The 15,957-nt window shown below is 52.1% G+C and carries 13 protein-coding genes; 10 read left to right on the top strand and 3 right to left on the bottom strand.

All coding sequences use genetic code 11. The annotated features are described in order from the left end of the window. The first annotated feature begins 58 nt into the window (after nt 1-58). Genes B5D63_RS00565 through rfbD form a run of 6 tightly spaced genes read left to right on the top strand, consistent with a single transcriptional unit; the run spans nt 59 to nt 5,994 of the window. Entirely contained in the window at nt 59-1,198 is a 1,140-nt protein-coding gene (locus tag B5D63_RS00565; protein WP_078666846.1) for a DegT/DnrJ/EryC1/StrS family aminotransferase, read from the top strand. After that, on the top strand, nt 1,195-2,505 hold the full coding sequence (locus B5D63_RS00560; RefSeq protein WP_078666845.1) for a UDP-glucose dehydrogenase family protein: 1,311 nt from the start codon (nt 1,195-1,197) through the stop codon (nt 2,503-2,505). Before B5D63_RS00565 ends, B5D63_RS00560 begins: the two co-directional genes overlap by 4 nt. A 24-nt stretch (nt 2,506-2,529) precedes the next feature. Next, nucleotides 2,530-3,474: a UDP-glucuronic acid decarboxylase family protein gene (locus B5D63_RS00555; RefSeq protein ID WP_078666844.1), complete on the top strand. Its 945-nt coding sequence runs from the start codon at nt 2,530-2,532 to the stop codon at nt 3,472-3,474. An 18-nt stretch (nt 3,475-3,492) separates the two neighbouring features. Beyond that, a complete protein-coding gene (gene rfbB / locus B5D63_RS00550; RefSeq protein WP_078666843.1) occupies nt 3,493-4,548 on the top strand; it encodes a dTDP-glucose 4,6-dehydratase in 1,056 nt (351 codons plus the stop codon). Nucleotides 4,549-4,557: 9 nt separating this feature from the next. Further along, complete coding sequence (gene rfbC, locus B5D63_RS00545; protein ID WP_078666842.1) at nt 4,558-5,112, top strand: dTDP-4-dehydrorhamnose 3,5-epimerase; 555 nt, start codon at nt 4,558-4,560, stop codon at nt 5,110-5,112. 15 nt (nt 5,113-5,127) lie between these two features. Beyond that, complete coding sequence (gene rfbD / locus B5D63_RS00540; RefSeq protein ID WP_078666841.1) at nt 5,128-5,994, top strand: dTDP-4-dehydrorhamnose reductase; 867 nt, start codon at nt 5,128-5,130, stop codon at nt 5,992-5,994. Between the two features lie 54 nt (nt 5,995-6,048). Here rfbD and B5D63_RS00535 read toward each other — a convergent pair whose 3' ends face one another. Continuing rightward, nucleotides 6,049-6,744 (bottom strand): TapB family protein, encoded by a 696-nt coding sequence (locus B5D63_RS00535; RefSeq protein WP_078666840.1) that lies wholly within the window; start codon nt 6,742-6,744, stop codon nt 6,049-6,051. Between the two features lie 179 nt (nt 6,745-6,923). On the opposite strand from B5D63_RS00535, the gene tyrS reads away from it, so the two are divergent. Then, nucleotides 6,924-8,204, top strand: coding sequence for a tyrosine--tRNA ligase (gene tyrS / locus B5D63_RS00530; protein ID WP_078666839.1), 1,281 nt, complete (start codon nt 6,924-6,926; stop codon nt 8,202-8,204). Nucleotides 8,205-8,275: 71 nt separating this feature from the next. On the opposite strand, the gene B5D63_RS00525 is transcribed toward tyrS, so the two are convergent. Next, nucleotides 8,276-9,565, bottom strand: coding sequence for an amidohydrolase family protein (locus B5D63_RS00525; protein WP_078666838.1), 1,290 nt, complete (start codon nt 9,563-9,565; stop codon nt 8,276-8,278). A 14-nt stretch (nt 9,566-9,579) separates the two neighbouring features. Further along, nucleotides 9,580-12,645, bottom strand: coding sequence for an amidohydrolase family protein (locus B5D63_RS00520; protein WP_078666837.1), 3,066 nt, complete (start codon nt 12,643-12,645; stop codon nt 9,580-9,582). 195 nt (nt 12,646-12,840) lie between these two features. Between B5D63_RS00520 and B5D63_RS00515 the strand changes: the two genes are divergently transcribed. From B5D63_RS00515 to uxuA, 3 genes are all read left to right on the top strand, one after another. Next, nucleotides 12,841-13,269, top strand: a complete 429-nt coding sequence (locus B5D63_RS00515) for a hypothetical protein (RefSeq protein WP_143312713.1) — start codon at nt 12,841-12,843, stop codon at nt 13,267-13,269. Nucleotides 13,270-13,278: 9 nt separating this feature from the next. Continuing rightward, a complete protein-coding gene (locus tag B5D63_RS00510; RefSeq protein ID WP_317044767.1) occupies nt 13,279-14,595 on the top strand; it encodes a glycerate kinase type-2 family protein in 1,317 nt (438 codons plus the stop codon). A 92-nt stretch (nt 14,596-14,687) separates the two neighbouring features. Continuing rightward, a complete protein-coding gene (uxuA, locus tag B5D63_RS00505) occupies nt 14,688-15,863 on the top strand; it encodes a mannonate dehydratase (RefSeq protein ID WP_078666834.1) in 1,176 nt (391 codons plus the stop codon). Nucleotides 15,864-15,957: the final 94 nt, after the last annotated feature.

Below are 15,957 nucleotides of genomic sequence, written 5' to 3'. Positions count from 1 at the left end.
CCAATCCCAAAATTTGTAAATTTGCACACTTTAAACAAAATAAAAATATACATAGCATATGGTGCCTATTCAGATGGTTGACTTGAAACGCCAGTATACGAAGATTAAACCGCAAGTGGATGCTGCCATCCAGGAGGTGCTGGAATCTGCTGCTTTTATCAATGGTGGAGCGGTGCAGAAATTTGCGGAAGAGCTGCAACAGTATCTGGACATCAAACATGTGATCCCCTGCGCCAACGGCACCGATGCCTTACAAATAGCGATGATGGCACTGGACCTGCAACCCGGTGACGAAGTGATTACCCCTTCCTTTACTTTTATTGCCACTGCCGAAGTGATCGCCCTGTTGCAGCTGAAGCCTGTATTTGTGGATGTAGACCCACAGACTTACTGTCTCGATGTAACGGCGGTGGAAAAAGCCATCACCCCCAAAACAAAAGCGATCGTTCCCGTACATCTTTACGGCCATGTGGCAGACATGGAACCATTGATGGCGGTAGCGGCCAAACACAACCTGTATGTGATCGAAGATAACGCACAGGCCATCGGCGGCAACTATACTTTTGCTGACGGCAGCGTGAAGAAAGCCGGTACCATTGGTCATATTGGTTGTACCTCTTTCTTTCCCTCCAAAAACCTGGGCTGTTATGGCGACGGTGGTGCCCTGTTCACCAACGACGACGCACTGGCCGCCAAAATCAGGATGGTGGCCAATCACGGCCAGTCGGCCCGGTACTATCACGATGTAGTAGGGGTCAACTCCCGCCTCGACTCCGTGCAGGCAGCCGTTTTGCGCATCAAACTGCCGCTGCTGGATGAATATATCAACGCCCGCAGGGCCGTGGCTGACGCCTACGACGCCGCTTTTGCCGATATGCCGCAGATCACCACGCCTTATCGTGCCGCCAACAGCTATCATGTGTTTCACCAATATACCCTTCAACTGAACGGCGCAGACAGAAACAAGCTGCAGGAATACCTGGCAACCCAACAGGTGCCTGCCATGATTTATTACCCTGTGCCGGCTCACCGCCAGCGGATGTTCGAGCATTTTGGCGGCGCAGCCTTTGACTTACCCGTAACCGATCATCTCACCACCAAGGTGATTTCCTTGCCGATACACACTGAAATGGACAAAGATCAGCTAGATCACATTATTCATTCTGTCAAATCATTTCTAAACAATCCCCCAGCATGAAGATTACAGTAGTAGGCACTGGTTACGTAGGACTGGTAACCGGTACCTGTTTCGCAGAAACAGGAAATGAAGTTACCTGCGTAGATATCGATGTCAACAAAGTAGCTAAACTATCCTCCGGTCAGATTACTATTTATGAGCCCGGACTGGAAAAGCTGTTTGAACGCAACCTCAAGGAAGAACGTCTGTTTTTCACCACCAGCCTGGAAGATGGCATCAGGGATGCAGAAGTTATTTTCCTGGCACTGCCGACGCCCCCCGGCGCTGACGGCGCCGCCGACCTGTCTTTTGTACTGAAAGTGGCGGACCAGTTGGGCAAACTGCTGACCGACTACAAGGTGATCGTGGATAAAAGCACGGTACCCGTAGGTACTGCAGAGAAAGTAACAGCGGCCATCGCCCGGAACTGCAAAACGCCTTTCGACGTGGTATCCAACCCCGAGTTTCTGCGCGAAGGCGTGGCGGTGGATGACTTCATGAAACCAGACCGCGTGGTCATTGGTACCAACTCTGAAAGGGCCCGTAAGGTGATGGGGGAACTCTATGCTCCTTTTGTAAGGCAAGGCAACCCGATCATATACATGGATGAAAAATCCGCTGAGCTGACCAAATACGCCGCCAACTCTTTCCTCGCCACCAAAATCTCGTTCATGAATGAGATTGCCGTGCTGTGTGAAAAGCTGGGCGCCGACGTAGATATGGTCCGCAGAGGCATCGGCAGCGACGACCGTATCGGAAAACGGTTCCTGTTTCCCGGTATCGGCTACGGCGGCAGCTGTTTTCCGAAAGATGTACAGGCACTCGTCAAATCTTCCGAAGATGTTGACTACGACTTCCGGATACTGAATGCCGTCATGGATGTCAACGAAAAACAGAAGCTGTTCCTGCTGCCCAAAATAAAAGCTTATTTTAAGGACGCCCTGAAAGGCAAACATTTCGCTTTATGGGGGCTGGCCTTCAAACCTAACACAGACGATATACGGGAAGCGCCCGCATTGTACATCATCGATGCACTGCTGGCCGCCGGCGCCACCGTTACCGTGTTTGACCCGGAAGCCATGGAGAATGTAAAACAGGTAGTAGGCGATAAAATAAATTATGCAGATCATCAGTATACCTGCCTGGACAAAGCAGATGCACTGATCATCGCCACAGAATGGAGCGTATTCAGAACACCGGATTTCAATAAAATTTCCGCGGCCCTGAAATACAAGGCTATCTTCGATGGCCGTAATCTATTTGAAGTAGCGCGTATGAGGGAAATGGGTTACCATTATGAGAGTGTTGGCCGTGCTGCTATTGCCTAAACGATCACCACATACCTTGAATACATGGAAAAAAAGAGAATCCTGATAGCCGGCGCTGCCGGCTTCCTGGGCTCGCATCTGTGCGACCGCTTTATTAAGGAAGGTTTTCATGTGATTGGCATGGACAACCTCCTCACCGGGAATATCAAAAATATTGAGCACCTGTTCCCCTTGCAGGACTTTGAATATTATCATCACGATGTAACCAAGTTCATCCACGTACCGGGCAAACTGGATTATATCCTGAATTTCGCTTCGCCGGCCAGTCCGATCGATTACCTGAAAATGCCGATCCAGACCCTGAAGGTAGGGTCGCTGGGTACGCATAACCTGCTGGGGCTGGCCAAGGAAAAGAAAGCCCGCATCCTCGTGGCTTCTACCTCCGAAGTATATGGCGATCCCAATGTACACCCGCAAACAGAGGAATACTGGGGCAACGTGAACCCGGTAGGCCCTCGCGGCGTCTATGACGAAGCCAAAAGATTCCTGGAATCTATTACCATGGCCTATCATAATTTCCATGGCGTGGAAACCCGGATCGTCCGTATCTTTAACACCTACGGTCCCCGCATGCGCCTCAATGACGGCCGCGCTTTACCGGCCTTTATGAGCCAGGCGCTGAGCGGTCAGGACCTGACAGTGTTTGGCGACGGCAAACAAACCCGTTCCTTCTGTTACGTTGACGATCTCATCGAAGGCATCTACCGCCTGCTGCTGAGCGACTACCATCTGCCGGTGAACATCGGCAACCCGGAAGAGATCACCCTCAACCAGTTTGCCGAAGAGATCATTGCGCTGACCGGCTCCAAACAAAAGATCGTTTACCATCCGTTACCGAAAGACGATCCCAAACAACGGCAGCCGGACATCACCAAAGCCCGTACCCTGCTGGGCTGGGAGCCGAAAGTAGGCAGGCAGGAAGGGCTAAAGATCACCTTCGAATATTTTAAACAGGCTTTATTAAAATAAGAAACTATTCATCATTCCATGAAACGACGCATACTAATTACAGGTGGGGCTGGCTTTATCGGTTCACATGTAGTCAGATTATTTGTCTCCAAATATCCTGATTATCAGATCGTGAACCTGGATGCGCTGACCTATGCCGGTAATCTTGAAAACCTGCTGGACGTTAAAGATCTTCCCAACTATGTTTTTGAAAAGGGAGATATCACAGACGAAGCCTTCATCGATCAGCTTTTCGGGAAGTACCAGTTTGATGGCGTGATACATCTCGCTGCTGAAAGCCATGTGGACCGTTCTATTATGGATCCGCTGGCCTTCATCAAAACCAATGTACTGGGAACAGCCGTGTTGCTGAACACCGCCCGCAAATACTGGAAAGACAATGTGGAGAACAAGCTGTTTTACCATGTCTCTACCGACGAGGTATACGGCTCACTCGGCGAGGAAGGGTTCTTCCATGAAACCACCGCCTACGATCCCCGTTCGCCGTATTCAGCCTCCAAGGCCAGCTCCGATCACTTCGTGATGGCATACTATCACACGTATCATCTCCCGGCCATTATCTCCAACTGTTCCAATAACTATGGATCACATCATTTTCCGGAGAAACTGATCCCGCTGGCGATCCACAACATCAAAAACAACAAGCCGGTGCCCGTGTACGGCAAGGGAGAGAACGTGCGCGACTGGTTATATGTCAACGATCACGCCCGCGCCATCGATACCATCTTCCACAAAGGCAGGATTGGTGAAACCTACAACATCGGCGGATTCAACGAATGGAAGAACATCGACCTGATACAGCTGCTGTGCCGTATCATGGATAAAAAACTGGGCCGCCCCGAAGGCACCTCCGCCCAGCTGATCACCTTCGTAAAAGACCGCGCCGGCCATGACCTGCGTTATGCCATTGATGCCACCAAGCTAAACAAGGAGCTGGGCTGGGAACCATCCCTCCAGTTTGAAGAAGGCCTGGAAAAAACGGTAGACTGGTACCTCAGCAACGAGGAATGGCTGCAACATGTCACCAGCGGCAACTACCAGAAATATTATCAGGAGCAGTACCAAAAGCGATAATTACCAGTTATGCCTTTTACAGCAACCGGCTTCCCCGGGTTACTCATATATGAGCCAACTGTCTTCGGAGATCACCGTGGATATTTTTTCGAGAGCTACAATGCCAATACTTTTCATGCAGCCGGGCTGGAGTATAATTTCGTGCAGGATAACCAGGCACGCTCTTCCTACGGGGTATTGAGAGGATTGCACTACCAGCTGGAACCCCACGCACAGACCAAACTGATCAGAGTGCTGGAGGGCAGTATCGTAGATGCCGTAGTAGACCTGCGTAAAGGATCGCCCACCTACGGCCAATCCTACGTAATTGAACTGAGCGCTGCCAACAAGCTGCAACTGTTGGTGCCAAAAGGATTCGCTCATGGTTATGCTGTTACCAGCGATACTGCAGAAGTGATGTACAAATGTGATAATTTTTATCACAAAGGCAGTGAAGGTGGTATCAATTACAATGACCCTGTATTGAATATCAACTGGGGCATTGAGCTCGATAAAGCCGTAGTCTCAGAAAAAGACCTCCTGCTGCCCAGACTGGCAGACGTTACTCATAATTTTGTCTTTTAACAGCAGCTATTTGCCATGAAAAATATTCTTGTCACCGGCGCACACGGCCAACTGGGACAGTCCCTGAAAAAAGCGGCCGAAGCCTATCCACAGTTCCAGCTGCATTTTACCGATGCCAACGAACTGGATATCACCGATATGGAATCAATTGCCGCCTGGTTCAGCGCCAACCAGGCAGATGCCTGTATTAACTGTGCCGCCTATACGGCAGTGGACAAAGCAGAATCTGATGAAGACAATGCTTTTCTGCTCAACTTCCAGGCAGTGCTGGCACTGGCAGAAGCCTGCGCCCGGCATAATACCCAGCTGATACACATTTCTACCGATTATGTGTTCAGCGGAAAGCAGAATGTGCCCTATACGGAAACAGATGACACCGATCCACAGAGTATCTACGGAGCCTCCAAACTGCGCGGAGAAGCCGCCGCCATCGGATACAACCCCAACACTATTGTGGTGCGTACCTCCTGGCTATACTCCGAATATGGCGTCAATTTCGTAAAAAGGATGCAGGAACTGATGCGGGAAAAAGAGGAACTGAGCGTCGTGTTTGACCAGGCGGGCACTCCTACCTACGCAGGAGATCTCGCCACAGCATTGCTCGACATGCTGCAATACAAAGCAGATCATCCACAGGATGAACTGGGCGGCGTGTACCACTACAGTAACGAGGGCGTTACCAGTTGGTATGACTTTGCCGTTACGATCAAAGAACTCACCGCTGCCACCACCAGGGTGCTGCCCGTGACCTCCGACAAATACAAGACTGCCGCTGCCAGACCAGCCTACAGCGTACTGAATAAAGAAAAAATTAAAAACACCTTCGGCATACAGGTACCCTACTGGCGTGACAGCCTGGTGAAATGCCTCCGGCGGATGTAAATAAAAAACGGCCTTGTAGTGATACAAGGCCGTTTTTTTGTTTATTGAATGCCGCTATTTTTTGAAACTGGTGATCATCGTTGCCCCGGTCTCCTTTCCTTCTCTGTAGGATACCGTTTTTACCACGCCAAATCCCGGCGCAAACCACTCCGTTGCGGTAAGCTCCATAGGAACGCTGTTGCCCAGCATCTGCATTTTAAATGACAGGTTATAATTGATTTTAAAACAGTTCCAGCTGCCTGCCGGTGTAGTGATTTTCTCTTTGCCCACTACTTTCCGGTTGCTGACCGTATAGGCCACGCCTACATCCATACCGCCCATATTACCGGCCATTTCAAACGTACCTCCTTTCAGTTCCTGGCCCGCCTGCATATTCGCCGGATAGTTCAGAAAAGCATCGGTGGTTTTGGCCTCCATCTTCAGGTCTTTCAACTGTGACAGGGAAGGCATGCCCACCTTCATATCTATCGCCACCCCGTCGCCACTGCATTTAAAGCTGCCCTGGCTGGTGGTGATCATCTTATCGGACTTGTCGAACACGGTCGCCGTAAAATCGGAGACTGTGCCCGTCGCCTCTTTGCGCACATTGCTCACCTTATACAGGGTTTTGCCGATCGGCGCATTGCTGCCGTCATACACCGTCATCTCTACCTCCGCATTGTTCAGCAGGTAATAATAACCGGCGCAATCCTGCGCTGACAGGGAACCGGCAACGAATAACAGCAGGATCAGACACCATCCTTTTTTCATAACAAATAAATTTTGGAAATAATATATAACAAGATGACTAAATATGATTGTGCTCCGCCGGTGACCGGCAACAGTTAAAAATACGGCATTTCCGTAACCTGCCGAAAAAACAGTCCTTTACAGCTTATCTCCCCCGTTCCCACATTTTTGTGTAGGTTTGCAAAAATCATTATTGAATCATGAATCTGATAGAAGAACTGCGCTGGCGGGGTATGCTACAGGATATGATGCCTGGCACTGAAGAGCAACTGCAAAAGGAAATGACCACTGCTTACATTGGTTTTGACCCTACAGCAGAGTCATTGCACATCGGCAGCCTGGTACCTATCCTGCTGCTGGTGCACCTGCAAAAGGCAGGACATAAGCCCTTGGCGTTAGTAGGCGGCGCTACCGGGATGGTGGGCGACCCCTCATTCAAGGCAGAAGAAAGGAAAATGCTCGACGACGAAACCCTCCGGAGAAATGTGGAAGGTATCAGGAAACAGCTGGAGCGCTTTCTGGATTTCGATCCTGCCAAACCTCATGCGGCGGAAATGGTGAATAACTACGACTGGTTTCAGCACATTTCCTTCCTCGACTTTATCCGCGATACGGGTAAACACATCACCGTTAACTATATGATGGCCAAAGATTCCGTGAAAAAAAGAATCGAAGGCGATAACGGCATGTCATTCACCGAATTCACCTATCAGCTCATTCAGGGATACGACTTCTTTCATCTGTATACCGCCAAAAACTGTAAACTGCAGATGGGCGGCTCCGATCAATGGGGCAATATCGTCACCGGTACAGAACTGATCCGCCGCAAAGCGCAGGGCCAGGCTTTCGCCTTTACCTGCCCGCTGATCAAAAAAGCAGATGGCACCAAATTCGGTAAAACCGAACAAGGCACCGTATGGCTGGACCCGGCAAGGACCTCGCCTTATGCGTTTTACCAGTTCTGGCTGCGGACTACCGACGTGGACGCAGAAAGCTATATCAAAATCTTCACCTTCCTGGAGAAAGAAGTGATAGATGCTCTCATTGAAGAACACCGGCAGGATACCGGCAAACGTGTTTTACAGAAGAGACTGGCGCAGGAGGTGACTACTTTCATTCACGGCGAGGAAGCCTATAACAATGCAGTAGAGGCATCTTCCATCCTGTATAATAAAAACACTGCAGAAGCACTATTGGCCTTATCTGAAGAAGACCTGATGGATGTAACGGCTGAACTTCCCCAGCACGAAATCGCGAAAACCGATCTGGAAGCCGGTAAAGACATCGTTAGCTTCCTCGCAGAAACCGGTATCTTTCCCAGCAAGGGCGAAGCCCGCAAAACCGTACAAGGTGGCGGTGTAAGCGTTAACAAAGTAAAAGTACCCGGCATTGAAATGGTCATCAACACCAGTTCACTGCTCCGGGATAAATATATCCTGCTGCAAAAAGGAAAAAACTATTTCCTCGTAAAAGCGGTATAAAACAAATTACTGAATCAATAAAAAAGGGAAGATCAATAGTGATCTTCCCTTTTTTTATATCGATACCGATGTTATTTGATACCGTACTTCTGTTGATATTTTTCATACAGCTGATGCTGCTTGTTGTCCAGGTTGATTTCCCGGCCCTGGATAAAAGCGCGGGTGATCACGCTGGACTTCATGTCCAGCATATCGCCGGTGCTGACAGCGATATTGGCGTCTTTGCCTGTTTCCAGTGAGCCGGCAATTTTATCAATACCCAGGATCTTAGCAGCATTCAGCGTTACAGCCGACAGCGCTTCTTCACGGCTCAGGCCAAAAGCACTGGCGGTACCTGCTTCAAAGCCGAGGTTGCGCTGCTGCCAGAAACCTTCGTTGCTCAGGCAGAACAGCACCCCTGCTTTTTGTAACTGCGCGGCTGTTTTGTACGGCTGGTCGATATCATCGTCTGCCATGAGCGGCAAGCTATGCGGCTGCGTGAGCACCACGGCGATGTTGTTTTGTTTCAGCAGGTCTGTGATCTGCCAGGAGTCGGCCCCGCCAACGATCACCACGTCCATGTTGAACTCTTTGGCAAAATCGATGGCTATCAGCATTTCCTTTACCAGTTCGCAGTGGATGAACAGTTTCTGTTCGCGGTTGAACAGCCGGCGCATCGCCTCGAATTTGATATTAGTGGCGGCATGTTTGTTTTCCTGCAGGTAAGCTTTGGCTTCGCGGAAAAACACCCGCACCGTTTCCACTTTCTCCAGTCCCTCTTTCACGGGGTCCCTGGGTTGCGGACCTCTGAAGCCACGGCCGCCGGTATTCACCAGGCGGGGAATAAAGAAATGCAGCGCGTTGTCTGTCTTGTAGGCAGCGTCTTCCCAGTTCCAGGCGTCCAGCTGTACGACGGAGGAAGTACCGCTGACGATGCCTCCTTCGGGTGTCACCTGTGCCAGCAGGATACCGTTGGACCGCAGCGTGTTGATCACCTTGGAATCAGTATTGTAGGAGATGATGGAGCGGATGGAAGGGTTGATCTCCCCTACTTCGCGGGCATCGATGGTGGCTCTTACGCTTTCAAACTCCACGAGGCCCAGTTTAGTGTCCGGCGCAATGATGCCGGGGTATACATGCTGTCCTTTCATATCCAGTACGGTAGCGTCGCCGGCGGCGGTTACGCCTGCGCCAACAGCGGTGATTTTACCTTTGGCGAAAGCGACGGTCCCGTTTTCAATCACCTGGCCGTTGCCTACGTGGATAACGGCATTGGTAAGATATACCGGCTTGTCCTGCGGGCGGGCCGGCAAAATGGTTTCCTGGGCATAGGCGGAACTTACGCCGAAAGCCAGGGCCAGTAGATATATGCTTCTTTTCATGATATTACAGTTTTTTAGAACCCGGCGCCGGTAGTTATTCCGAGGCCTTCCTGATGACCAGCCTGCAGATCTTCGCAGTGGTACATTTCATCCGGTGTGAAAGCGGCTTTCTGGGTGGGAGTGCCTTTTTTCTTTTCGCCCAGCAGTTTCTGCACCAGCCGGTTACGCTCTGCAGCGATGCGCTGGCGCAGCTGCAAGTCATAGTCGCGGTCAAACTCCACGATACCGTCTACGATGGTTTTCTCTGCTTTGGCATAGATGCTCAGCGGGTTGTCGCTCCAGAGCACCAGGTCCGCGTCCTTACCTACTTTGATGCTGCCCATGCGGTTATCCACATGCAGCAGGCGGGCAGGATTGAGCGTCACCATTTTGAGGGCTTCTTCTTCCGGCACACCGCCGTATTTCACGATTTTGCCCGCTTCCTGGTTCAGGCGGCGTGCCATTTCGGCGTCGTCGGAATTAATAGCAGTTACTACGCCCACTTTGTGCATGATAGCGGCATTATACGGGATAGCGTCCTGTACTTCCATTTTGTAGGCCCACCAATCGGCAAAGGTGCCGGCGCCGGCGCCATGTGCTTTCATCTTGTCGGCCACTTTATATCCTTCGAGGATGTGGGTGAACGTATTGACGCGGAAACGGAAGCTGTCGGCCACATGCATCAGCATATTGATTTCGCTCTGCACATAAGAGTGACAGGTGATGAAACGTTTGGCGTTGAGGATTTCCACGAGCGCGTCCAGTTCCAGGTCGCGGCGTTTGCCGGTTGCTTGTTTTTCGTAGTCACGGGCACGGGTAAACGCATCTACATATACCTGCTCTACGCCCATCCTTGTCTGCGGGAAACGCACGGTGTTACGTTCGCCCCAGTTGGACTGCTTCACGTTTTCGCCCAGCGCGAATTTGATGAAGGGGTCCCAGTTGGTTACTTTCAGTCCTTCCGCATCCTGGCCCCAGCGCAGTTTGATGAGCTGTGACTGGCCGCCGATGGGGTTTGCGCTGCCATGCAACAGATGGGAGGCGGTAACACCACCGCTCAGCTGCCGGTAGATATTCACATCATCAGGGTTGAGCACATCGCCGATACGCACTTCTGCGGTAACGGCCTGTGAAGATTCGTTGACCCCGTTGGAGATAGCGATGTGGGAGTGTTCATCGATGATGCCGGCCGACAGGTGTTTGCCGGTACCGTCGATCACACGGGCATTACCGGCAGAAAGGCCCTTGCCGATCTGCGCGATTTTGCCGCCGCGTACCAGTACGTCTGTATTTTCCAGTTTACCGTCTTTTTCGTTGGTCCATACCGTAGCGTTTTTAATGAGGATGTCCTGCTGTTGCGGCATTTTATCCCAACCGTAGCCATTGAACGGGTAATACAACTGCCCGATGTCCACGTTGTTTTTTTTCTTCGCAGAGTCGCTCCTGGCGGGTGCTGTACGGGCAAAGGCCGCGTTCCATCTTACGCTGGCGCCGCTGGTGTCCACGCCGGTACCGGACCAGCCGTTTTCGCTGATCAGGCCACTGAGCCTTACGTTGCTGCGGCCATTTTTTACCAGTGGCAAAGAAAGGGTGACCAGTTTACCGTTGATATCGATACGGCCGGGAAGCGTGTCTTTCTGTAATACTGCCAGCAGCGGTGCGGTGGCGGTACCTTTCACCTCCACGGTAATGTTGCTGCCCGGTGACAGGCTAACGGTGTAGATACCTCGGATATCGTTCCATCCGTCCTGTTTTACGAGGTAGCGGTTGCCCTGTACCCAGTTCTGGAGGATGATAGTATTGTCTTTAAACACAGGACCGGAGGTGATGAGGAAGTTGGCCAGTTTACCGGCTTCGAGGCTGCCTACCTTATCATACACTTTCAGGGTGCTGGCGGGTGTTTTGGTAAGGGCTTCGAGCGCTTTCTGTTCGCTCAGGCCATATTCTATGGCTTTACGTACGCTGCCCAGGAAAGACTTTACGTCTTTCAGGTCTGCCGCGGTGAGGCAGAAGGGGATATTGGCTTTCTCGAAAGCGGCGGGCTGTGAGGGGGCCATCTCCCAGTGTTTCATCTCTGCAAGGGATACAAAGCGGGCATCGTTGGGATCTTCCACATCGATGGCGCCGGGGAAGTTCAGCGGCAGGATAAAAGTGGCTTTGGTGGCTGCTATTTCAGGCATCCGTTGATATTCGTTACCGCCGGCTTTGATGATGTATTGTACGCCGAATTCATCGCCTACTTTGTCGGCCCGCAGGGCGTCCCATTTATCTTTCACTTCAAAGATCTGGGGCAGCTGCTGGTTGGCGTTCCAGGCCTGGAGGCTGAGGTTTACGCCTTCTTTGGCAGGTTGTGACCGATACCATTGCGCGTCGAGGTAAGTCTGGCGCAGCAGGGCGATGTAGCCCATTTGTGAATTGGGATAGTTCTGGGTGGAGCTGCCTTTGTCGAAGGAGTAGCCGGCCGCCACTTTTTCGCGGACGATCACTTTGTTCTCCTTGTCGCCTGCGAGGGTTACGAGGGCGGCGGTGCCGCGGGCCACGCCGTCCATCTGCTGGGTGGCTACCGTGCCGAAGCCGGCTTCCCGGAGGGTGGCGGCTTTGGGCTCGTCGGTGCTGAACAGGTCCACTGCGTTCACTTCGCTCTTTATCGCCTGGTTCCAGCCATAGGCGCCTTTGGTGTTGGAGAGGAACTGCGGTGGTGCATTCCAGCTGCCGCCGGTGCGTTTTACATCGGCCTGGCCGTAACTGCTGAAGATGTCTACAAAAGAGGGATAGATGTACTTCCCTTTACAGTCCACCACTACCGCGTCTTTGGGGATGGCAGCGCCCGGCCCGGCGTCGATGATTTTGCCGTCACGGATCACCAGCGTGGCATTGCTGAGGGTTGTCTGCGCATCTTTAACGATGGTAGCGTGGGTAAAAGCGAAACACCGGTCTTTCGGGTCCGCAATTCCGTTTACCGGAAAAGTTTCCTGTGCATGGGCATAGGAGCCTGCCAACAGTAGCGAGAACACCAGCAGTTTACTGCGGTGCCGGTTCAGGGCATAGGCGACGCCGCGGGAAAGCAGGGCTCTCCCGGGTTTCTCAAAAGCTCTTTTCATGTTCGGTTTTTTTTTCGATTCAGATTTTCAGTTGCTGGTCTTAAATGTAATAAATGATTGACCGGGGTGTTAGTAATTGTCGCTTTTTTTTATGAGTGGTAAGGATGAATAGTTTTTGCATTAACACGAAAAAGGGATAATTTGACAAGGGTTTACCCGTTAAGTTTGTCTAAATTTCATATATAATAGCTGACTATGAAGATATTCTCGCTTCCCATGGTGCTGCTGTGTTGCCTGCTGACGGGCATCGGGCTTGCCGCCATTGCACAAACGAAAGACAGCACCAATAATCGTGGCCGCTGGGGTGTAGAGGGCAGGGCCGATAAGATCAGCGATAAGATATCCAGACAGGTGGGCCTGAACCGCGACCAGTACCAGCAGATTTACACCATCAACGCCGATATTATCCGCCGGATGGACGCTATCCGCGCCAATACCGAGCTTCCTAAAAAAGACCGGATGCAGCAGTTCAAAGCGCTGGAAACAGAGCGCAGCCAGCGTTTCAAGAATGTGCTTACCGCCAGCCAGTACAAAAAATGGAACGACTGGGAGATGAGCAAAAAAGAGCATCTGGAGGAAAAGATGGAGAAGAAAAGACAACGTAAACAGGCTACGCGTCCATAACCAAAAGGTATTACTATCTCAGCTGCCGGAGACATACAATCCATTTTCATGCATGCGGTATCTGCTGTACACCCCGTGCAGCTGATACGCCGTCATGTGCAGGTAAAAGCCCCTTCCACCCTTGTTATTTCGGGAGATGATTATGTTGTGCCCCCACAGGGGCGCCTGATCGTGCTGGGTGCGGGCAAGGCTTCCGCTGCGATGGCACAGGAGCTGGAAAAAGTACTGGAAGGGCACATCCGTCCGGAGGGTTTTGTCGTTACCAAATACGGTCATGCCCTGCCGCTGCAGCACCTGGAGCTGCTGGAAGCCGGTCATCCCGTGCCGGATGAACACAGCCTGGAAGCTTCCCGGCGTTTCCTCGAAACAGCCGCCGCTGCCGGCGAAAACGACCTGGTGATACTGTTGCTGTCGGGCGGCGCTTCTGCCCTGCTGGCCGATGTGCCGGAAGGCAGTTCCCTGGCAGACGTGCAGCAGCTGTTCACCCTGTTGCTCAACAGTGGCGCCGGCATTCACGAAATGAACATCGTGCGCAAGCATCTCTCTAAAATTAAAGGCGGATGGCTGGCACAAAACATATATCCGGCCACGTTATGCACGCTGGTGCTGAGCGACGTGGTAGGAGACGATCTGAGCGTGATCGGTTCAGGGCCGGCAGTGCCCGACCCGTCTACTTTTGCGGACGCTATGGCTATCCTGGAAAAATACCGGCTGCCGGAACAGCTGCCCCTCTCTTTGCGGCGTTATCTCAGCGACGGTGTGGCAGGTATTGTTCCTGATACGCCCAAAGCAGGCGATGCTTCTTTTAGCAGGGTACATCACTATCTCGCCGGCACCAATCACATTGCCCTGCAGGCCGCGGCCGACAAAGCGCACAGCCTGGGCTACCATACGCAGGTACTGGCGTCAGACACTACCGGCGATGCCCATACGGTAGCAGCAACACTGGCAGCAGCAGCGCTGACCTATGAAGGGCCGCGTCCGGCCTGTTTGCTGGCCGGCGGGGAAACGACGGTGCAGGTCACGGGCAACGGCAAAGGAGGCCGCAATCAGCAGCTGGCGCTGGCCGCCGCCATTGCGCTCGCGGGCCATGAAGGCATTACCCTGCTCAGCGCCGGTACCGATGGTACCGACGGGCCGACCAATGCTGCCGGCGCCATCGCAGATAACCATACGCTGGAAAGAGCGACCGCCCTGCAACTGGACGCGCAGGATTTCCTGCAACGGCAGGACGCCTGGACATTCTTCTCAAAAGCAGGCGGGTTACTGATTACAGGGCCTACGCAAACCAACGTGATGGACCTCATGATAGTATTGCTCACATAAACCCTGTATTAAACTTTGATTATCTGCTGATAGATTCTATTTTTGGGGTTTGATTCACAAGTTCTGGATTTTACTAAAACTAATATTGCATTATGCTGAGAATGGAACAGACATGGCGATGGTTCGGGCCCAATGATCCGGTTAGCCTGTCTGATATAAAACAGGCCGGTGCTACCGGTATCGTAACAGCATTGCACCATGTACCCAATGGAGTAGTGTGGACGACAGAAGAGATTTTAAAGCGTAAATCGGAGATCGAAGCGGCGGGCCTCACCTGGTCTGTAGTAGAGAGCATCCCTGTTCATGAAGATATTAAAACGCAGCGCGGTAATTTCCGGGAATACATTACCAACTACCAGCAATCTATCCGTAACCTCGCTGCTGCCGGCATCCACGTAGTCACCTACAATTTTATGCCGGTGCTGGACTGGACCCGTACTGACCTGAGCTACGAAGTAGCCGATGGTTCCAGGGCCCTGCGTTTCGAAAAAGCTGCGTTTATGGCGTTCGATCTGTTCATGCTGAAACGTCCCGATGCGGAAAAAGATTATACCGAAGAGGATATCTCCCGTGCCAAGGAACATTTCGACAGCATGACCACCGAGTCCAAACAGCTGTTGCAGAAAAACATTATCGCCGGTCTGCCCGGTTCTGAAGAAAGCTTCACGCTCGAACAGTTCCAGGCGGCACTCGACAAATACAAAGGCATTGACGCTACCCAGCTGAAGCTGCACCTGTTCTATTTCCTGCAACAGATAGCGCCGGTAGCGGAAGAGGTGGGCGTGAAACTGGCCATCCATCCGGATGATCCTCCGTTCCCTATCTTTGGGCTGCCCCGTATCGTCAGCACCGAGCAGGACGCCAAAGAGCTGCTGATAGCCGCTCCTTACGCCTCCAACGGCCTGTGCTTCTGCACCGGTTCCTACGGTGTACGTGCCGATAACGATCTGCCGGGCATGATCGAACGGCTGGGCGATCATATCCATTTCATCCACCTGCGCAGCACCCAGCGTGATGCACAGGGCAACTTCCACGAAGCCAACCACCTCGAAGGCGACGTAGATATGTTTGCCGTGGTGAAAAACATCCTGCTCACCATGAAACGCCGCAATGTTTCCATTCCAATGCGGCCGGACCATGGGCATCAGATGCTGGATGACCTGCAGAAAAAAACCAATCCCGGTTACAGCGCTATCGGCCGCCTGCGCGGCCTGGCAGAGCTGAGGGGCCTGGAAATGGGCATCGCGGGGGCTTTAGGCTCTGATTGACTGACATCTACCAGCATCAGGTCTGCACAAAGAGTAAGGGTGGGGATAAGCAATACCATCGTCGGACTGAGATGCTACGCCAGGGCAGAAAGCA

Origin of the sequence: Chitinophaga eiseniae, from assembly GCF_900167135.1 — a bacterium.
In the GTDB taxonomy this organism is placed as follows: domain Bacteria; phylum Bacteroidota; class Bacteroidia; order Chitinophagales; family Chitinophagaceae; genus Chitinophaga; species Chitinophaga eiseniae.
This window is presented reverse-complemented; position numbering and strand designations above follow the sequence as displayed.